This is a genomic window from Streptomyces sp. NK08204 (genome assembly GCF_020400585.1).
In the GTDB taxonomy this organism is placed as follows: Bacteria; Actinomycetota; Actinomycetes; order Streptomycetales; family Streptomycetaceae; genus Streptomyces.
Genome location: NZ_JAINVF010000003.1, coordinates 251,512 through 270,263 on the forward strand (window position 1 = coordinate 251,512; position 18,752 = coordinate 270,263).

The following is an 18,752-nucleotide window of genomic DNA, read 5'->3' on the forward strand; positions in this document are numbered from 1 at the left end:
GGGGGGGTGCGGTGACCAGGCGCGAGCGCGTGACGAGGATGTCCGTCGAGCAGCCCCTGTGGCGTGCGCTCGCCGGGTACCGCGTGCTGACGATGCTGTACGCCGTCGGCCTCTTCGCCTCCGCGTACGAGATGTTCGTACGCCCCTGGATCGCCGTCGGCTACTACGCGGTCCTGGTCGTCTGGACCCTGGCCACGCTGCCCAGGGTCACGAGCGCCGCGCACTGCACCCGGCGCTTCCTCGCCGCCGACCTGATCGTCGCGCTCACCGGCATCCTCCTCACCCCGGCCGCCGCCTCCCACGCGCGCATCGTGGCGGGCGGCCCGACACTGCCGTCGATCTGGACGGCCGGCTCGGTCCTCGCCTTCGCGCTCAAGGGCGGCTGGCGCTGGGCGGCGCTCGCCTCGACGCCGGTCGCCATCGCCAACGTCGTCCAGCGCGGCACCCCGAGCCGCGAGACCGTGCACGCCGTCCTGCTGGTGTGGATCGCCTCCCTCGCCATCGGCTACGTCGTGGAGGTCGCCCGCGCCTCCGAGCGCACCCTCGCGCGCGCCCTGGAGATCGAGGCCGCGACCCGGGAGCGGGAGCGGCTGGCCCGGGACATCCACGACAGCGTGCTGCAGGTGCTGGCGATGGTGAAACGCCGCGGCACGGCCCTCGGCGGGGAGGCGGCCGAACTGGGCCGGCTGGCCGGCGAACAGGAGGTGGCGCTGCGCACGCTGGTCACCGGCGCCCTGGTGCCGGTCCCCCGGGTGTCGCAGGACGACGCCGGGACCGGCGCGGCCGTCCGCGCGGTCGAGGAGCCGGACGACGACGGCCCGCTCGACCTGCGCTCCCTGCTCGCCCCGTACGCGGGCGCCCGGGTGAGCCTGGCCGAGCCCGGCGCGCCGGTGCCGCTGCCACGGGCCGCCGCCCGGGAGCTGGCCGCGGCGGTCGGGGCCGCCCTGGACAACGTGGGCCGGCACGCGGGGCAGGAGGCCCGCGCCTGGATCCTGGTCGAGGACGAGCCCGACGAGATCGTGGTCACCGTCCGGGACGACGGCCCCGGCATCCCCGAGGGCCGGCTCGCCCAGGCCGAGGGCGAGGGCCGGCTCGGGGTGGCCCAGTCGATCCGGGGGCGGCTGCGCGACCTGGGCGGCAGCGCCGAGCTGATCTCGGTCCCCGGGCAGGGCACGGAAGTCGAGTTGAAGGTACCCAAGGGCGCCGCACGGGCGCGGGGGAGGGCACAGAAGCGATGAGCGAGCAGCAGGACCCGATCAAGGTCATGGTGGTGGACGACCACCCCATGTGGCGCGACGCGGTCGCCCGGGACCTGTCCGAGTCCGGCTTCGAGGTGGTCGCCACCGCCGGCGACGGTGAGCAAGCGGTGCGCCGCGCCAAGGCCGCCGGACCCGACGTCCTCGTGCTGGACCTCAACCTGCCCGTCAAGCCCGGCGTCCAGGTGTGCAAGGAACTGGTCGCCCACAACCCCGCGCTGCGCGTCCTCGTGCTGTCCGCGAGCGGCGAGCACGCCGACGTCCTGGAGGCGGTGAAGTCCGGCGCGACCGGCTACCTGCTGAAGTCGGCCTCGACCGGGGAACTGCTGGACGCGGTGCGCCGTACCGCCGTCGGCGACCCGGTGTTCACCCCGGGCCTGGCCGGTCTGGTCCTCGGCGAGTACCGCCGCCTGGCCAGCGAACCCGCACCCGCCCCCGACACCGACGAGCCGGGGGCACCGCGGCTGACGGACCGCGAGACGGAGGTGCTGCGCCTGGTCGCCAAGGGCCTGAGCTACAAGCAGATCGCCGAACGCCTCGTCATCTCCCACCGCACGGTCCAGAACCACGTCCAGAACACCCTCGGCAAGCTGCAGTTGCACAACAGGGTGGAGCTGGTGCGGTACGCCATCGAGCGCGGGCTCGACGACGAGTAAACCAACCGCTTCGCATTTCACCGGAATTGCCCTGCCCGCCTCTCACTGTGTGACGCAGAGCACCACTAGCGTGACTCTCCGTCAGGCAAGCGCGGGTGAAGGGACATTTCCATGCGGGTCGGAGTACTGACCGGAGGCGGCGACTGCCCCGGGCTCAACGCCGTCATCCGGGGCATCGTCCGCAAGGGCGTACAGGAGTACGGACACGACTTCGTCGGCTTCCGGGACGGCTGGCGCGGCCCCCTCGAGGGCGACAGCATCCGGCTCGACATCCCCGCGGTGCGCGGCATCCTGCCCCGCGGCGGCACCATCCTCGGCTCCTCGCGGACCAACCCCCTCCAGCAGGAGAACGGCATCCGCCGCATCAAGGAGAACCTCGCCAAGCTGGAGGTCGAGGCCCTCGTCACGATCGGCGGCGAGGACACCCTCGGGGTGGCCGCCCGGCTGGCCGACGAGTACGGCGTGCCGTGCGTCGGCGTGCCGAAGACCATCGACAACGACCTGTCCGCCACCGACTACACCTTCGGTTTCGACACCGCCGTCAACATCGCCACCGAGGCCATCGACCGCCTGCACACCACCGCCGAGTCCCACATGCGGGTCCTGGTCGTGGAGGTGATGGGCCGGCACGCCGGCTGGATCGCCGTCCACTCGGGCCTGGCCGGCGGCGCCAACGTGATCCTCATCCCCGAGCACCGCTTCGACGTCGAGCAGGTGTGCGCCTGGGTGACCTCCCGGTTCAAGGCGTCGTACGCGCCGATCGTGGTCGTCGCCGAGGGAGCCATGCCGAAGGACGGGAACATGGTCCTCAAGGACGAGTCGCTGGACTCCTTCGGGCACGTCCGGCTGTCCGGGGTCGGCGAGTGGCTGGCCAAGGAGATCGAGAAGCGCACCGGCAAGGAGGCGCGCACCACGGTCCTCGGCCATGTCCAGCGCGGCGGCACCCCGAGCGCCTTCGACCGCTGGCTCGCCACCCGCTTCGGACTGCATGCCATCGACTGCGTCCACGAGGGCGACTTCGGCAAGATGGTCGCCCTGCGCGGCACCGACGTCGTCCGCGTCCCCCTCGCCGAGGCCACGGCCAGGCTGAAGACGGTGGACGCCAAGCTGTACCAGGAGGTCGGGGTGTTCTTCGGCTGACGGCAGCCGCGGACGGCTACGACGGCTGCACGGTCGTACGGCGCAGCTGACCGACGAGCTCCCGTACGACCGCGGCCCCGTTCAGGGTCAGGACCGACTCGGGGTGGAACTGCACGCCGGCGAAGCCCGGGCCCCGGATCGCGTGCACCTCGCCGTTCGCGGCCCGGCTCACCTCCACCCCGTGCTCCGCCAGCTCCTGGGTCGCCTCCTCGTCGCAGTGCGCCACGAAGCTGTTGTAGAAGCCGACGGTCTCCGCCCGCCCGAACAGGTCGATCGTGGTCTGCTCCCCCTGGCGGGGGACCTCCTTGCGTACGATCTCCAGCCCCAGCTCCGCCGCGATCAGCTCGTGCCCCAGGCACACCCCGAGCACGCCCTGCACGGGGCTCCCCCCTGCTCGAGCGAGGAGGATCACCTCGGCGGCGAGCGCGCGCAGGAACCGCATCTTCGGGTCGGCGAGATCCGACGGGTCGCCCGGCCCGGGGCCGAGCACGACCGGGCCCTCGTGCGCGAGCACGGCCGCCCGCAGCCCCGGCTCGTCGTAGCGCCGGACGGTCACCTCCAGGCCGCCCGAACGCAGCACGTGCGCCAGCATCGCGGTGAAGGTGTCCTCGCCGTCGACGACGAGGGCGTGGCCGTCCAGATCCGCGGCGCGCTCCTGCATCCGCAGCCAGAACGGCGCCAGCCCCGAGCGGCGCCCGTCCAGCGCGGCCCGCACCCGGGGGTCGTCGGCCAGCCGGGGCCGCGCCTGTTCCCTGCGCGGCCGGGCGGGCCGTACCCCGAGGGCCGCCAGCACGCCTGCCGCCTTCGCATGGGTCTCCGCCACCTCGCCCGCCGGGTCCGAGCCGCGCACCAGCGTCGCCCCGACCGGGACCCGCAGCCGCCCGTAGGCGGTGATGTCGGCGGTGCGGATCAGGATGGGGGAGTCCAGGGTCTGCCCGCCCGCGGATCCTTCCCGCCCGTCATCCGCGTACCGCCCGAGCAGCGCCAGCGCTCCGCCGTAATATCCGCGTCCCCCGGACTCGTACCGCTCGATCACCCGGCAGGCGTTCTGCACCGGCGACCCGGTGACCGTGGCAGCGAACAGGGTCTCCTTCAGCACCTCCCGCGCATCCAGGGAGGACTTCCCGCGCAGCTCGTACTCGGTGTGCGCGAGGTGGGCCATCTCCTTCAGCCGGGGCCCGACGACGACCCCGCCCATGTCGCCGACGGTGCACATCATCTTCAGTTCCTCGTCGACGACCATCGACAGTTCCTCGATCTCCTTGCCGTCGGCGAGGAAGTCCAGGAGGTGCTCCGCGGTCGGCCCCCCGGCGGGGTAGCGGTAGGTTCCGCTGATCGGGTTCATGACGACGGTCCCGCCGGTCATCCGCACGTGCACCTCCGGGCTGGCACCGACCAGCGTCCGGCCACCCGCCTGCCGCGGCCCCTCGGGCCCGCCGCGGTCTCCGGTGTGCACCACGAACGTCCAGTACGCGCCCCGCTCGCCCTCCAGCAGCCGCCGGAACAGTGCGAGGGCGTCGGCCCGGGAGAACCCGGGGATCCGCCCCTCGTACGTCCGCCGGATCACGAAGTTCGCGCCCTCGCCCCGGCCGATCTCCTCGCGCAGCACCCGGCCGACGATCTCCCCGTACTCCTCGTCGCCGACGTCGAAGCCGCCGCCCTCGACCCGCACCTCGTGTCCGGGCAGCGCCTCGACGGCCTCGGCGAGCGGGATCTCGTAGGACTCCTCGGGCGTCAGTACCAGCAGCGGGGTGCCGTCGTCACGGACGTCGAAGCCGCGCTCACGGATCTGCCGGAACGGGATGAGTGCGAGGCCCTCGTCGGGCAGCTCGGCCAGCCGGTCGTGGGTGGTCACCGGGCCGAGCAGCACCTCCACCGTGCTCTCGTCCCGGCCGGGCGTGCGGCGGTGGAGCAGGGCGAAGGGGCGGGGGTCGTGCAGCAGCTGTGCCAGGTCCATGGTTCCTCTTCTGCGGGTGAGGAGGAACGGCCCCGGGAAACACCGAAGGCCGCCCCTCGGGCGGCCTTCGCGGAGTCCTGTGTGCGCGCGATTCAGTGGGCCGCCGAAGAAGCGGTCCACCACCAGTTCCGGGAAGAAGGCGCGAACATGCGACGAACCCTACCGCACCGCCGGAACGTCCACGGGGCGACCGTTCCGTCTCACCCATCGAGCCACACCGAACTCATCCGGCTCGACCCCGTACTGTTTAGAGCGTGACCGTGAACGCTAAGACCAGCCCGAGCGCTGGCAACACCTGGCGAGACCTGCCCGCGGCGCAGCAGCCCGAGTACCCCGACGCTGAGGCTCTGCGAGCAGTGATCGCGGACCTCGAGTCGTATCCGCCGCTCGTCTTCGCGGGCGAGTGTGACCAGCTGCGTGCCCGTATGGCGGCCGTCGCCAAGGGAGAGGCGTTCCTCCTCCAGGGCGGCGACTGCGCCGAGGCCTTCGACGCGGTGTCCGCCGACCACATCCGCAACAAGCTCAAGACGCTGCTCCAGATGGGTGCCGTCCTGACGTACGCGGCCTCGGTGCCCGTGGTGAAGGTGGGCCGCATCGCCGGGCAGTACTCCAAGCCCCGCTCCAAGCCGACCGAGACCCGCGACGGCGTGACCCTCCCGGTGTACCGGGGCGACTCCGTCAACGGATTCGACTTCACCGAGGCGTCCCGCATCCCGGACCCCGAGCGGCTGAAGCAGATGTACCACGCTTCGGCGTCCACGCTGAACCTGGTGCGCGCCTTCACCACCGGTGGCTATGCCGACCTGCGCCAGGTGCACGCCTGGAACCAGGACTTCGTGAGGACCTCGCCGTCGGGCCAGCGCTACGAGCAGCTCGCCCGCGAGATCGACAACGCGCTGCACTTCATGCGGGCCTGCGGGACCGACCCGGAGGAGTTCAAGACCGTCGAGTTCTACTCCTCCCACGAGGCGCTGCTGCTGGACTACGAGTCCGCCCTGACCCGGGTCGACTCGCGCACCGGCCGGCTGTACGACGTCTCGGCGCACATGGTGTGGATCGGTGAGCGCACCCGTCAACTGGACCACGCGCACATCGAGTTCGCCTCGAAGATCCGCAACCCGATCGGCATCAAGCTCGGTCCGGCCACCACGGCCGAGGAGGCGCTGCAGTACATCGACCGCCTCGACCCCGACCGGGAGCCGGGCCGGCTGACCTTCATCGTCCGCATGGGCGCCGACAAGATCCGCGACAGGCTCCCCGAGCTGGTGGAGAAGGTCACGGCGTCCGGCGCGACGGTGGCCTGGGTGACCGACCCGATGCACGGCAACACCTTCGAGGCGGCCTCCGGGCACAAGACGCGCCGCTTCGACGACGTGCTGGACGAGGTCAAGGGCTTCTTCGAGGTCCACAAGGCTCTCGGCACCCACCCGGGCGGCATCCACGTGGAGCTGACCGGCGACGACGTCACCGAGTGCGTGGGCGGCGGCGACGAGATCTTCGTCGACGACCTGCACCAGCGTTACGAGACGGCCTGCGACCCGCGCCTGAACCGCAGCCAGTCGCTGGACCTGGCGTTCCTCGTGGCGGAGATGTACCGGGACCAGTAAACCGGTCCGGAGCTGACGATCTGGGGCGCGGATCACACCCGATCCGCGCCCCGGCCCACTTTTGCGGCTTCTGACCAACGGGTAAGGTTAGGTTAGCCTCACCGACCAAGGGGAACCGCGTGTACGTCTGCAGCTGCTTCGGCATCACCGAGGACCAGGTCCAGCAGCATGCGCAGGACGGCGCCTGCACCCCCCGTCAGATAGCCTCCGCCTGCAAGGCCGGCACGGACTGCGGTTCGTGCGTGCGCCGGATCCAGGCGCTCCTGGGCCGCGGCGCCTGCCCGCGCCGTGAGCCGGCCGACCGCGGCCGGCCGGTGCTGTCGGAACTGGGCGAGGCCGCCTAGCTCTCCGGCTGCTCGACCAGCTGCGCGATGTAGAGCGCCTCGCCGAGCTTCTCCAGCAGGTCGAGCTGGGTGTCGAGATAGTCGATGTGGTGCTCCTCGTCGGCGAGGATGTCCTCGAAGATGTTCGCGGACGTGATGTCGCCCTTCTCGCGCATCACCTTGATGCCTCGCCGGAGCCGGTCGATCGCCTCCACCTCGACCTGCCGGTCGGCCTCGAACATCTCCCTCACGGTCTGCCCGACCCGCACGTGGAACAGCCGCTGGTAGTTGGGCAGCCCCTCCAGGAGCAGGATGCGGTCGGTGAGCACCTCCGCGTGCTTCATCTCGTCGAAGGACTCGTGCCGCGTGTACTTGGCGAGCTTCGGCCACCCGAAGTTCTCCTGCATCTTCGAGTGCAGGAAGTACTGGTTGATCGCGGTCAGCTCGCCGGTGAGCTGCTCGTTGAGGAACTCGAGGACCTCGGGGTCGCCCTGCATCGCGGCGGCTCCTTCCACACGGGGGACGGGGGGAGTGTGCGGCGGCATGATTGCACCAGAGGAGAAGATCGTCCAGTAAGTGCGCACTTAGTGCGTACGTGCTGACTTGGTGGAGATTGTCCGATTAAGGGAGGGTGGTCAAGGGCACTGCCCGGGGTCTGTCAGGATGGAGACATGGGTCATCCGGTGGAGCGCGAGTCTGGAGCAACGGCAGGGCCCGAGCTTCCGCCGGGGCAGCGGTACCAGCGTGGCTGGCCCGTCACGCACTACGGGCCCGTGCCGAAGTTCCGGCCCGAGCGCTGGGAGTTCCGGGTCTTCGGCGCCACCGCCGACGGTGACAAGCACACGTGGAACCACGAGGAGTTCACCGCCCTGCCCTACACCACCGTCGTCGCCGACCTGCACTGCGTGACGAAGTTCAGCATGGTCGGCGCGGAGTGGGGCGGCATTCCGGCCCGTACGATCCTGGAGCTGGCCCCGCCGGCGCCCGGGGTCAGTCATGTGATGGTGTGGGCGGAGTACGGCTTCAGCTCGAACCTCCGCCTGTCGGACTTCGCCTCCGACCGTACGATCTTCGCCACCCACAAGGACGGCGAACTCCTCACCGCCGAGCACGGCTTCCCGGTGCGCCTGATCGTGCCCCACCTGTACGCCTGGAAGGGGCCCAAGTGGGTGCGGGGCGTGGAGTACATGACGGCCGACCGCCGCGGTTTCTGGGAGGAGCGCGGCTACCACAACATCGGCGACCCCTGGAGGGAACAGCGGTACTCCTACCAGGAAGAGCCCGGGGACGGCCCCGAGCTCTGACGCCTCCTGGCGTGCCGGTCAGTGGTGGTACCGGTGCACCACCGCGTGGCCCTTGCCGCGCTCGATCGTCCACTTGTTGACCGGGGTGGTCACCACGAAGGCGAGCACGAGCGAGACCGCCATGGAGATCCAGAACAACGCGTCGTCCAGCATGGCGTCCATCGCGGACGGCCAGACCGTGATCACCCCGTTGTCGATCAGCTCCATCACCGCGATGGACAGGGTGTCCGCGGCCAGCGCCACGCGCAGGGCCGTACGGAAGTCGACGCCGGCCTTCAGCACGCCGCGCAGGGTGAGCGAGTAGCCGAAGAAGAAGGCCAGGGCGATCGCCAGCACCGTCGACGCCACGTTGCCCCAGCCGAGCGCCGTGGCGATGACCATGCCGAGCACCTCGCCGATGGCGCACCCGGTGAGGCAGTGCAGGGTGGCCCGGGCGGCCATGGCCCAGCCGGTCGTGCCGGTCGTGCCGGTCGAGCCGGTGTGGTCGTGGTGCCCGGCATGGCTGTGTGCCGTGTGTTGCGCGTGGCTGTGTGCCGCGTGTTCCGCGTGGGTGTGTGTCGCGTGGCTGTGGCCCGAGTGGTCCATGGAATCCCCCTGTGCCGAGTGGCGTTTCCTCCGACTCACTGAACCGTATACCCCCCAGGGGTATTCCGCCAGGCTCCTAGATGTCGCGCAGTTTCTTCAGCCGCTCCACGTCCGCCGCATGCCCCTCCTTGCCGCCCGGCGTCTCGATGACCAACGGCACGCCGGCCGTCGCCGGATGGGTCATGAGGGCGCGGAAGGGGTCCTCGCCGATGTGACCGTCGCCGATGTTCTCGTGCCGGTCCTTGTGCGCGCCGACCACGTCCTTGGAGTCGTTGGCGTGGATCAGCCTCAGCCGCCCCTCGCCGACCGTGTCCACCAGCAGATCCAGCGTCTGGTGCATACCGCTCGGCCCCGTCAGGTCGTGCCCGGCGGCGAAGATGTGGCAGGTGTCCAGGCATACGCCGAGTCTGGGATGGGCGTCCAGCGCCTCGAAGTACGGCCCGAAGTCCCAGGTGCGCGAACACAGGGAGGCGCCCTGGCCGGCGGTCGACTCCAGCAGCAGGAACGGGTCGTCGTCGTGGGTCAGCTCGTCCAGCAGCGGCAGCAGACGCTCGCGCACCTGCCGCAGCGCCGCCTCCCGCGTCCGGCCGCCGGTCGCGCTGCCGGTGTGCACGACCACGCCGAGCGCGCCGATCTCCCGCCCGCGCCGCAGCGAGTGCCGCAGCGACTGCACCGAGCGCTCCACCGTCGCCTCGGTGTGCGAGCCGAAGTTGATCAGATACGGAGCGTGCACGTACACCGGGATCGACTCCTCGGCACACGCCTGCCGGAACGCCTCGTCCTGCCGCGGATTCCCGGCCGGGGTCGCCCAGCCGCGCGGGTTGGCGACGAAGACCTGCACGGCCTCGGCCTTCAGGTCGCGGGCGTAGGCCAGCCCCACGGAGTGCAGCCCGCCGGCCACCGGGACATGGCCGCCGACGGGATTGCGCGGAAGGGACGAGGGGACGGACGAGGGGACGGACGAGGGGAGGGACGCCTGCTTCTGAGTCACCCGTTCAGGGTGTCATGACGGCGAAGTCGGCAGGTCAGCGGATCGTGATCGTGATGGTCGACCCCTTGGGCGCCCGCTCGCCGCCGTCCACCGACTGCTTCTTCACGGTGTCCCCGAACAGCCCCAGCAGCCCGCGGTCCTCGTCGACCTTGAAGCCCGCGGCCTCCAGTGTCCTCTTCGCGTCGTCCACACCGGACCCGACCACGTCCGGCACCTCGACCATCTCCGGGCCCTTGGAGATCGTCAGCGTCACCGTGTCGCCCTCGGCGGCCTGGCTGCCGTCGCCCGGGGACTGCCGGGCCACCATGCCCTTGTCGTACTCCGAGTTGACCTGCTGGGCGGCGATCTTCACCTTCAGCCCCGCCTCGGTCAGTGTCTGCCGGGCGCTGTCCACGTCGTCGCCGGTGACGTCCGGCACGTCGATCGGGCTGCCCTTGCTCACGACGATCGCGATCGCCGCACCGGCGTGCCGCTTGGTGCCCGCCTGCGGAGTCGTACGGATCACGGAACCCCGGCCGACGTCCTCGCTGAACTCCCGGGTGACCATGCCCGGCTCCAGTCCGTCCGCCTTCAGCAGGGCGCGCGCCTTGTCCAGCGGCCGGCCCGCGAGGTCGGGCACGTTCACCGTCTCCGGGCCGAGCGAGACGGTCAGCGTCACCGAGTCGTGGTCCCGGATCCGGGCGCCCGGCGCCGGGTCGGTGCTGATCACGTGGCCGCGCTGGACCGTGTCGTCGTAGGCGCGCCTGACGCCGACGTCCAGCCCGGCCTTCTGCAGCCGCTCCCTGGCCTGCGCCTCGGTCTTGGACAGCAGCGGCGGCACCTTCGTGAACTGGCCGGAGTTGATGTACCAGACCCCGGCACCCACGCCGCACAGCACCAGCACGGCGGCGATCACCGTCAGCAGCAGCCGCCGGGACCTGCGCGGGGGAACGGGCGGTGCCTGGAGCCGACTGGTGTGCTGCACGACCGCCCGGGCGGAGTCCTCCTCCTCGTCGACGGGCAGCGGGCGGGGCACCGTCAGCGAGCGCGGGATCACGCTCGTGCGGTCCTCGGCCATGTCGCGCTCGGCGGACAGCGCCTGCGGCGGCAGCGCGTCCAGCTGCTCGTCCGTGAGCCCCGCACGGGCCTCACGCACCTGCGCCAGCAGCGCCACCGCGTCCGACGGCCGGATGTCCGGGTTGCGTGCGGTCGCCGAGGCGACCAGCTCGTCCAGCCCGTACGGCAGCCCCGGCACGAGCGCGGAGGGCGGGGGCACGTCCTCGTTGATGTGCCGGTAGAGCACCTGCGCGGGGGAGTCGCCGGGATGCGGCTTCTCGCCGGTCAGTATCTCGTACAGGACGACACCGCACGCGTACACGTCCACGCGCGGGTCGGTGGTGCCCTGCTCGATCTGCTCGGGCGCGAGGTAGGAGACGGTGCCGAGGACGACGCCGGTCGTACTGGTCACCGTGTCCACGGACCGCACCAGCCCGAAGTCGGCGACCTTGACCCGCCCGTCGTCCCCTATCAGCACGTTCTCGGGCTTCATGTCCCGGTGCACGAACCCGGCACGGTGCGCGGCACCGAGCGCGGCGAGCACCGGTTCGAGGATGTCCAGCGCGGCCCGGGGCTGCAGCGCCCCGCGCTCGCGCAGCACGTCCCGCAGGGTGCACCCGGCGACGTACTCCATCGCCAGGTACACGTACGACCCGTCGGTGCCCTGGTCGAAGACCTGCACCACGTTGGGGTGGGCGAGCCGCGCGACCGACTTCGCCTCCCGGATGAACCGCTCGACGAAGGCGGCGTCGGCCGCGAGCGTCGGGTGCATCACCTTCAGCGCCAGGACGCGGTCCAGGCGGGTGTCCAGGGCCCGGTAGACCGTGGCCATCCCGCCGACCGCGATCCGCGCGTCGACGCGATAACGGCCGTCGAGCACCTGCCCGACGAGAGGGTCCTGAAGGGTCGTATCCACACAGGCGAGTCTACGAGGACCGACCGACAGCGCCGCGGCTGCGGGCTCCCCGGCAGCAGTACTGAAGCCGACCTGTGACGCTTCCCCCACCACTCGTCGCCACGCGGCACGGACCCTCGACGCACCCGGCCGTTCAGAACGCGGGCCGCTCCGGGTCGAGCACCGCCAGGCCCTCCGCGGGAGAGGACGCCTGGGCGAGATACCTCCGCGGAATCCGCCCCGCCAGCCGCGCCAACCGCCCCGCGTGCACCGCGTGCCTCATCGCGCCGGCCATCAGCTCCGGCTCCTGCGCCCGCGTCACCGCGGAGGCGAGCATCACCCCGGCGCACCCCAGCTCCATCGCCAGCGCCACGTCGGACGCCGTACCGGCCCCCGCGTCCAGGATCACCGGTACGCGCGCCTGCTCCACGATCAGCTGGAAGTTGTGCGGGTTGCGGATGCCGAGCCCGGAGCCGATCGGCGAGCCCAGCGGCATGACCGCGGCACAGCCCACGTCCTCCAGCTTCCGCGCGAGGACCGGGTCGTCGTTGGTGTACGGCAGCACTGTGAACCCGTCGTCGACCAGCGTCTCCGCGGCCTCCAGCAGCTCCACCGGGTCCGGCAGCAGCGTCCGCTCGTCGGCGATGACCTCCAGCTTGATCAGGTCCGTGCCCAGCGCCTCCCGGGCCAGCCGGGCGGTCAGCACGGCCTCCCCGGCGGTGAAACAGCCCGCCGTGTTCGGCAGCACCTGGATGCCCAGCTTCTCCAGCACCGACAGCACCGAGCCGTGCACCTCGGGATTGACCCGCCGCATCGCGACCGTGGTCAGCTCCGTGCCGGAGGCGACCAGCGCCCGCTCCAGCACCTCCAGGCTCGGCGCCCCGCCGGTGCCCATGATCAGCCGGGACGAGTAGGACGTACCGCCGAGGACGAAGACATCGTCGGCCATGGGTCAGCCTCCTTGTACGGCGGTGAGGACTTCCACCCGGTCACCCTCGAAGAGGGCGGTGGTCGTCCACTGCGCGCGCGGGACGACGGTCTCGTTGACGGCGGCGGCCACTCCGGAGGGCGCCGTGACGAGGGACCGTACGAGGGTGTCGAGAGCGGTGCCCGGGGCGATCTCCCGGCGCTCCCCGTTGACGCAGACGGTGACGGACGGGTTCATGCGGGCTGCTCCATGAGTACGGTGCCGAAGCGCTGCGGCGTGAACGGGCGGGCCTCCTCGGGCAGCTCCCCGCCGACCAGCACCTGGGCCATCACGTCCCCGGTGACCGGCGTGAGCAGCACACCGTTGCGGTAGTGCCCGGTGGTCAGCAGCAACCCCGCCAGACCGGACGGGCCCAGCAGCGGCGCGTTGTCGGGGGAGCCGGGGCGCAGCCCCGCCCGGGTCTCGGTGAGCGGGAGTTCGGTGATGCCGGGGACCAACTCGTGCGCGTCGCGCAGCAGCTCGTACACGCCTCCCGCGGTGACCGTCGTGTCCCAGCCCAGCTCCTCGCTGGTGGCGCCGACGACCAGTTCGCCGTTCTCCCGGGGCACCAGGTACACATGACTGCCGCGCACCATGGCCCGCACGGTCCGGCTCAGGAACGGCGCGAACCGCTGCGGCACGGTCAGCCGCAGCACCTGCCCCTTCACCGGCCGTACCGGCGGCAGCAGTTCCGGCGGCACGCCCCTGAGCCGTCCGCTCAGGCTTCCGGCGGCGAGCACCACCTGGTCCGCGCGCAGTTCGGTGCCGTCCGCGGTGGTGACACCGACGGCCCGGTCCCGTACGACGTCCAGGCGCTCGGCCCACGCGCGGTGGAACACCACACCGGCCCGCTCGCACGCCGCCACCAGGGCCGCCGCGAGCCGGCGCGGGTCGATCTGGTGGTCGCCGTCGACACGCAGCCCGCCGCGCACGCCGGGCGCCAGCAGCGGCTCCAGGCGCCGGCACTCCCGGCCCGACAGCCACTGCGACTCCAGGCCGCAGCGCTGCTGGAGGGCGTGCAGTTCGCGCAGGTGGGCCCGGTCGTCGGCGTCGAGCGCGACCGCGAGGGTGCCGCAGCGGCGGTAGCCGAGGTCATGGCCGGTCAGTTCGGTCAGCTCGGCCGCGAAGTCCGGGTAGCGGCGGGCGGACTCCAGGTTCAGGGCGAGCAAGGTCTCCTCGCCGTAGTGCAGTTCGCTGACCGCGGCCAGCATCCCGGCCGCGACCCGCGCGGCCCCGCCGCCGGGTTCGGGGTCCAGTACGGCCGTGGCGAGCCCGCGCTGCGCGGCGCGCCAGGCCGTGACCAGGCCGATGATGCCGCCCCCGATGACGAGGACGTCGGACGTACGTGACGACATGGGCGTCCAGCCCCTCCCTTCGCCGGCATGACCCGGATCAGGTTCGTACGGTCGGAGGCCGCCTGCCTCCCTCTCAGCCCGGTGCGCCGGGCTCCCGCGAGTGCGTGTACGAGGGCCACCCTAGCCCGCGGGGCCGCGCCCTTGTAAGGGAGCCTCCGGCCACTATGGTGATCGGGTGAGTGAGCAGACACCGCAACAGGGCACGTCACAGGGCACCTCGCAGGGCTTGTCGCAGGGACGGCGCGTGGTCGTCGTCGGCGCGGGCATGGCCGGGGTGCAGACCGCGGTCGCGCTGCGGGAGCAGGGCTTCACGGGCACCGTGACCGTGCTCGGCGCCGAACCCCACCAGCCGTACGACCGGCCGCCGTTGTCCAAGGCCGTGCTGCTCGGCAAGGCCGAGGGCTCCGCCTTCGAGGTGGACTTCGAGTCGCTCGGCGTCGAACTGCGGCTGGGCTGCGAGGCACTGGGCGTGCGCCCCGCCGAGCACGAACTGGACACCGAGGCCGGACCCGTCCCCTACGACGTGCTGGTCCTCGCCACCGGCGCCGAACCGATCGCGCTGCCGGGCAGCGAGGGTGTCCCGGGCGTGCATCTGCTGCGCACTCTGGACGACGCCGAGCGGCTGCGGCCCGTACTGGTCCGGCAGCACGACGTCGTGGTCGTCGGGGCGGGCTGGATCGGCGCCGAGTTCACCACCGCGGCCCGGGAGGCCGGCTGCGTGGTGACCGTCGTGGAGGCCGCCGACCGGCCGCTCGCGGGTGCCCTGCCCGCCGAGGTCGCCGCGCCCATGACCGCCTGGTACGCCGACGCGGGCGCGGATCTGCGCACCCACGCGCGCGTGGACCACCTCGAGCCCGGCGCGGTCGTGCTCGCCGACGGCACCCGGCTGCCCGCCGACGCCGTCGTGGTCGGCATCGGGGCCCGGCCTGCCACCGGCTGGCTGGCCGGCTCCGGGATCGAACTGGGGGCGCAGGGCGAGGTCCTGGCCGACGACCACCTGCGTACCTCCGTGGCGGACATCTACGCCGTCGGCGACTGCGCCTCCTTCCCTTCGGCCCGCTACGGCGAGCGGATGCTCGTCCATCACTGGGACAACGCTCTGCAGGGTCCGCGCACGGTCGCCGCGAACATCCTCGGCGAGGCGTCCGCCGTCTACGACCCCGTGCCGTACTTCTGGTCCGAGCAGTTCGGGCGTTTCGTCCAGTACGCCGGGCATCACGCCGGGGCCGACCGCACGGTGTGGCGCGGCGATCCGGCGGGCCCGGCCTGGGCGGTGTGCTGGCTGCGCGAGGACCGCCTGATCGCGGTGCTCGCCGTGGGCCGTCCACGCGACCTCGCCCAGGGCCGCCGTCTGATCGAGGCGGGCCGCCGGATGGACCCGAACGCCCTGGCCGACCCGGCCCGCCCCCTGAAGAACGCCACGGCGGACTGATCGGCACCCAGGGACAGCACCCCCGAAGGGGCGTCGTCGGCACCCTGGCGGAGTGCCTCGGTTTCCGAGTGTCAGTGAGGGATGGCAGGCTGGTTTCCGTGACCGAGATTGACGCAAAGATCGATGCTCTCGTCCCCGCCTGGCTCACCCTCCCCGACATCGCCGAAATGCTCGATGTCGAGGTGACGCGCGTGCGGCAGCTGGTCAAGGAGGGCCAGCTCATCGCCGTACGCCGTGGTGAGAACAAGGCGCTGCACGTCCCCGCCGCCTTCATCGACGGGGACAAGGTCGTCAAGGGCCTGTCCGGGACCCTGACGCTGCTGAGGGACGACGGCTTCACGGTCGAAGAGATGATCGAGTGGCTCTTCACCCCCGACCCGACCCTGCCCGGCACCCCCGCACAGGCCCTGAGCGAGAATCGCGGCACGGAGGTGAAGCGCCGCGCCCAGGCGCTCGCCGTCTGAACCGACCCGCACCAGGGGTGGCGTACGGGCTCCGGCCGGTACGCCACCCGCTCGCCCGCCCATGACACCGACGACGGGGGACCCCCACGCATGTCCGACACCGCCCGCGGCAGGCTCGCCGACGCCCGCCTCTACCTGTGCACCGACGCCCGCAGACGGCAGGGCGACCTCGCCGACTTCCTGGACGCGGTGCTGGCCGGCGGTGTCGACATCGTGCAGCTGCGCGACAAGGGCATGGAGGCCGGTGAGGAGCTGGAGCACCTGAAGGTGTTCGCGGACGCCTGCGCCCGGCACGGCAAACTGCTCGCGGTCAACGACCGGGCGGACGTCGCCCACGCGGCCGGCGCCGCCGTGCTCCACCTCGGCCAGGGCGACCTGCCCGTCCCCGCGGCCCGCGCGATCCTCGGCGAAGAGGTTCTGATCGGCCGCTCCACCCATGCCGAGTCCGAGGCCGCCGCGGCCGCCGTCCAGGAGGGCGTGGACTACTTCTGCACCGGCCCGTGCTGGCCCACCCCGACCAAGCCCGGCCGCCACGCCCCCGGCCTCGACCTGGTCCGGTACACCGCTGCCCTGGGCACCGACCGCCCCTGGTTCGCCATCGGCGGCATCGACCTCGGCAACCTGGACCAGGTGCTGGACGCCGGTGCCCGCCGGGTGGTCGTGGTCCGCGCGCTCACCGAGGCCGAGGACCCGGAGGCCGCCGCGGCGGAGTTCGCCAAGCGCCTGCGGGACGCCGGATAGGGCTCCGCCGCGCGTCCGGCTGGACACTTCCTGTCCAAGGGGTGGACAGGAAGTGGGCAAATCCGGCAAATCCCCGGGGTTTGGTTGGGGGACCGTCCACCCCTGGCTAACCTGCGGGTATGGCCCTCGGAACCGCATCCACCAGGACTGATCGCGCGCGTACCGTGCGTGACATCCTCGCCACCGGCAAGACGACATACTCGTTCGAGTTCTCCGCGCCGAAGACTGCCAAGGGCGAGAAGAGCCTGTGGAGCGCGCTGCGGAGGGTCGAGGCCGTGGCCCCCGACTTCGTCTCCGTCACCTACGGCGCCGGCGGTACCACCCGTACGACCACCGTCAAGGAGACCCAGCAGATCGTCGTGGAAACGACGCTCACGCCGGTCGCCCACCTCACCGCCGTCGACCACTCCATCGCCGAGCTGCGCAACATCATCGGCCAGTACGCGGACGCCGGTATCCGCAACATGCTCGCCGTGCGCGGCGACCCGCCCGGCGACCCGATGGGCCAGTGGGTCCCGCATCCCAAGGGCCTGACGTACGCGGCGGAACTCGTCCGGCTCATCAAGGAGGCGGGGGACTTCTGCGTGGGTGTCGCCGCGTTCCCGGAGATGCACCCGCGCTCCACCGAGTGGGACACCGACGTCGCCCACTTCGTGGACAAGTGCCGCGCGGGCGCCGACTACGCCATCACGCAGATGTTCTTCCAGCCGGAGTCCTACCTCCGGCTGCGTGACCGGGTCGTGGCCGCCGGCTGCGACACCCCGGTCATCCCCGAGGTGCTGCCGGTCACCAGTGTGAGGATGCTGGAGCGGCTGCCCAAGCTCAGCAACGCCCATTTCCCGGACGCCCTGAAAGAGCGGATCCTCACAGCCAAGGACGATCCGGCGGCGGTACGCTCCATCGGTATCGAGTTCGCCACGGAGTTCTGCGCACGGCTGCTGGCCGAGGGAGTGCCCGGTCTGCACTTCATCACGCTCAACAACTCCACGGCACCGCTGGAAATCTACGAGAACCTGGGCCTGCACCACCCCCCGCAGGCCTAGACCGGCCGCACGGCGATGCGACACACTGCGGAGCGGCCACTGGGAGAGGGGCGTACATGGGCTGGGCGGTCCTCTACATAGCGTTCGGCGTCGTCGCACTGTGGTTGCTCGGCGAGGTGCTGCTGCAGTACAAGGCGCGACTGCGCTGGCGGCTGCTCGCCTTCGCCGGCTTCCTCGGTGTCGTGCTGGGCGTGCTGATGCCGTCCGTCGTCGTCATCGGCGCGGGTGCGATCGCGTTCGCGGTCGGCCAGACCTACGTCACGCTGTCCTTCCGCCGCGGCTTCGCCGAGGGCTGGGCGGTCAAGCGGCCCGACGCCGAGGAGGAGGGCCGCGGCAGCAAGCGCCGCCGCGGCAGGGCGGACCGGCACGACCCGGCCCTCGACGTCTTCGACGAGGAGGCCGGGGCCGGGGAGGACGCGGACGGTCCCGCCCCCGGCGCGGAGCACGACGACCGCGGCTATCGCCCCGACGAGTACGACGACTACGACCGCGACGACGTCTTCACCCCGGCGCGGCCCCTCGAGCCCACCGCCGCCGAGACCACCGCCGTCTACGAGCCCCAGCCCCTCCCCGAGGACACCGGTTCCTACGGCGTCTACGGCGACACCGCCTACGCGGGCGCCCCCCAGCCCCAGGCCGCCGACCCGAACTACGCCTACGGCTACGCGGCATACCCGCAGGGGTACGGCTACGACACCGGCGGCGGCCAGCAGAGCTACGCCGGCTACACCGACCCCTACGCCGGGACCCAGAGCTACGACGGCGCCTCGTACAACGGCTACGGGCAGCAGCAGTACGGCCAGCAGGACTACGCCCAGGACCCGTACGCCACCGGCGGCTACGGCGAGACCCCGGCCGGCGGCGTCTGGGTACCGCAACAGCGCAGCGACGACACCTACGGCGGCGCGCTCCCGCAGGAGCAGCCGTACCCCTACCAGGGCCACGGGCAGCAGCCGCAGCCCGGCGCCGGGTACGACGAGCAGTACCGCTACTGACGCCCT

Annotated in this window: 20 protein-coding genes and 1 riboswitch; of the genes, 11 read left to right on the forward strand and 9 right to left on the reverse strand. The window is 71.8% G+C overall.

Annotation, left to right across the window (positions count from 1 at the left end; genetic code table 11):
* Positions 1-11: 11 nt before the first annotated feature.
* The 3 genes from macS to K7G59_RS06935 all read left to right on the forward strand — a co-directional run bounded on the left by macS (position 12) and on the right by K7G59_RS06935 (position 3,052).
* Positions 12-1,238, forward strand: a complete 1,227-nt coding sequence (gene macS / locus K7G59_RS06925; protein ID WP_225831171.1) for a MacS family sensor histidine kinase — start codon at positions 12-14, stop codon at positions 1,236-1,238.
* Positions 1,235-1,912 (forward strand): response regulator transcription factor, encoded by a 678-nt coding sequence (locus tag K7G59_RS06930; RefSeq protein WP_225831172.1) that lies wholly within the window; start codon positions 1,235-1,237, stop codon positions 1,910-1,912. The genes macS and K7G59_RS06930 overlap by 4 nt, the downstream gene beginning before the upstream one ends.
* A 111-nt stretch (positions 1,913-2,023) precedes the next feature.
* On the forward strand, positions 2,024-3,052 hold the full coding sequence (locus K7G59_RS06935) for a 6-phosphofructokinase (RefSeq protein WP_225831173.1): 1,029 nt from the start codon (positions 2,024-2,026) through the stop codon (positions 3,050-3,052).
* A 16-nt stretch (positions 3,053-3,068) separates the two neighbouring features.
* On the opposite strand, the gene K7G59_RS06940 is transcribed toward K7G59_RS06935, so the two are convergent.
* Together K7G59_RS06940 and K7G59_RS35265 are read right to left on the reverse strand one after the other, a co-directional pair.
* A complete protein-coding gene (locus K7G59_RS06940; protein WP_225831174.1) occupies positions 3,069-5,009 on the reverse strand; it encodes an anthranilate synthase family protein in 1,941 nt (646 codons plus the stop codon).
* 92 nt (positions 5,010-5,101) lie between these two features.
* The gene (locus K7G59_RS35265; protein WP_225831521.1) at positions 5,102-5,158 is read right to left on the reverse strand and encodes a trp operon leader peptide; all 57 of its coding nucleotides are present in this window, start codon (positions 5,156-5,158) and stop codon (positions 5,102-5,104) included.
* A 105-nt stretch (positions 5,159-5,263) separates the two neighbouring features.
* On the opposite strand from K7G59_RS35265, the gene K7G59_RS06950 reads away from it, so the two are divergent.
* Together K7G59_RS06950 and K7G59_RS06955 are read left to right on the forward strand one after the other, a co-directional pair.
* Complete coding sequence (locus K7G59_RS06950) at positions 5,264-6,616, forward strand: class II 3-deoxy-7-phosphoheptulonate synthase (protein ID WP_225831175.1); 1,353 nt, start codon at positions 5,264-5,266, stop codon at positions 6,614-6,616.
* A gap of 119 nt (positions 6,617-6,735) precedes the next feature.
* Positions 6,736-6,960, forward strand: coding sequence for a bacterioferritin-associated ferredoxin (locus K7G59_RS06955; protein WP_225831176.1), 225 nt, complete (start codon positions 6,736-6,738; stop codon positions 6,958-6,960).
* Here the strand turns inward: K7G59_RS06955 and bfr are convergent.
* A complete protein-coding gene (gene bfr / locus K7G59_RS06960; RefSeq protein WP_225831177.1) occupies positions 6,957-7,436 on the reverse strand; it encodes a bacterioferritin in 480 nt (159 codons plus the stop codon). The two genes, K7G59_RS06955 and bfr, sit on opposite strands and share 4 nt — an antisense overlap.
* Positions 7,437-7,610: 174 nt before the next feature.
* On the opposite strand from bfr, the gene K7G59_RS06965 reads away from it, so the two are divergent.
* Entirely contained in the window at positions 7,611-8,243 is a 633-nt protein-coding gene (locus K7G59_RS06965; RefSeq protein ID WP_225831178.1) for a sulfite oxidase-like oxidoreductase, read from the forward strand.
* 18 nt (positions 8,244-8,261) lie between these two features.
* On the opposite strand, the gene K7G59_RS06970 is transcribed toward K7G59_RS06965, so the two are convergent.
* The 6 genes from K7G59_RS06970 to thiO form a co-directional block, all read right to left on the reverse strand.
* Positions 8,262-8,828: a DUF4396 domain-containing protein gene (locus K7G59_RS06970; protein WP_374114195.1), complete on the reverse strand. Its 567-nt coding sequence runs from the start codon at positions 8,826-8,828 to the stop codon at positions 8,262-8,264.
* Positions 8,829-8,904: 76 nt separating this feature from the next.
* A complete protein-coding gene (locus K7G59_RS06975) occupies positions 8,905-9,819 on the reverse strand; it encodes a deoxyribonuclease IV (RefSeq protein ID WP_225831179.1) in 915 nt (304 codons plus the stop codon).
* 34 nt (positions 9,820-9,853) lie between these two features.
* A complete protein-coding gene (gene pknB, locus K7G59_RS06980) occupies positions 9,854-11,770 on the reverse strand; it encodes a Stk1 family PASTA domain-containing Ser/Thr kinase (protein ID WP_225831180.1) in 1,917 nt (638 codons plus the stop codon).
* A 133-nt stretch (positions 11,771-11,903) separates the two neighbouring features.
* Positions 11,904-12,698: a thiazole synthase gene (locus K7G59_RS06985; RefSeq protein WP_225831181.1), complete on the reverse strand. Its 795-nt coding sequence runs from the start codon at positions 12,696-12,698 to the stop codon at positions 11,904-11,906.
* Positions 12,699-12,701: 3 nt separating this feature from the next.
* Positions 12,702-12,914: a sulfur carrier protein ThiS gene (gene thiS / locus K7G59_RS06990; RefSeq protein ID WP_225831182.1), complete on the reverse strand. Its 213-nt coding sequence runs from the start codon at positions 12,912-12,914 to the stop codon at positions 12,702-12,704.
* Positions 12,911-14,071, reverse strand: coding sequence for a glycine oxidase ThiO (gene thiO / locus K7G59_RS06995; protein ID WP_225831183.1), 1,161 nt, complete (start codon positions 14,069-14,071; stop codon positions 12,911-12,913). Before thiO ends, thiS begins: the two co-directional genes overlap by 4 nt.
* Positions 14,069-14,179: riboswitch (TPP riboswitch) on the reverse strand. It overlaps the preceding gene by 3 nt.
* 67 nt (positions 14,180-14,246) lie before the next feature.
* Between thiO and K7G59_RS07000 the strand changes: the two genes are divergently transcribed.
* The 5 genes from K7G59_RS07000 (at position 14,247) to K7G59_RS07020 (ending at position 18,746) form a co-directional block, all read left to right on the forward strand.
* Positions 14,247-15,503, forward strand: a complete 1,257-nt coding sequence (locus tag K7G59_RS07000; RefSeq protein ID WP_225831184.1) for an NAD(P)/FAD-dependent oxidoreductase — start codon at positions 14,247-14,249, stop codon at positions 15,501-15,503.
* Positions 15,504-15,601: 98 nt separating this feature from the next.
* The gene (locus tag K7G59_RS07005) at positions 15,602-15,967 is read left to right on the forward strand and encodes an Rv2175c family DNA-binding protein (RefSeq protein WP_225831185.1); all 366 of its coding nucleotides are present in this window, start codon (positions 15,602-15,604) and stop codon (positions 15,965-15,967) included.
* A 90-nt stretch (positions 15,968-16,057) separates the two neighbouring features.
* Positions 16,058-16,708, forward strand: coding sequence for a thiamine phosphate synthase (thiE, locus tag K7G59_RS07010; protein WP_225831186.1), 651 nt, complete (start codon positions 16,058-16,060; stop codon positions 16,706-16,708).
* Positions 16,709-16,827: 119 nt separating this feature from the next.
* Positions 16,828-17,751, forward strand: coding sequence for a methylenetetrahydrofolate reductase [NAD(P)H] (metF, locus tag K7G59_RS07015; RefSeq protein WP_225831187.1), 924 nt, complete (start codon positions 16,828-16,830; stop codon positions 17,749-17,751).
* 56 nt (positions 17,752-17,807) lie between these two features.
* On the forward strand, positions 17,808-18,746 hold the full coding sequence (locus K7G59_RS07020) for a hypothetical protein (RefSeq protein WP_225831189.1): 939 nt from the start codon (positions 17,808-17,810) through the stop codon (positions 18,744-18,746).
* Positions 18,747-18,752: the final 6 nt, after the last annotated feature.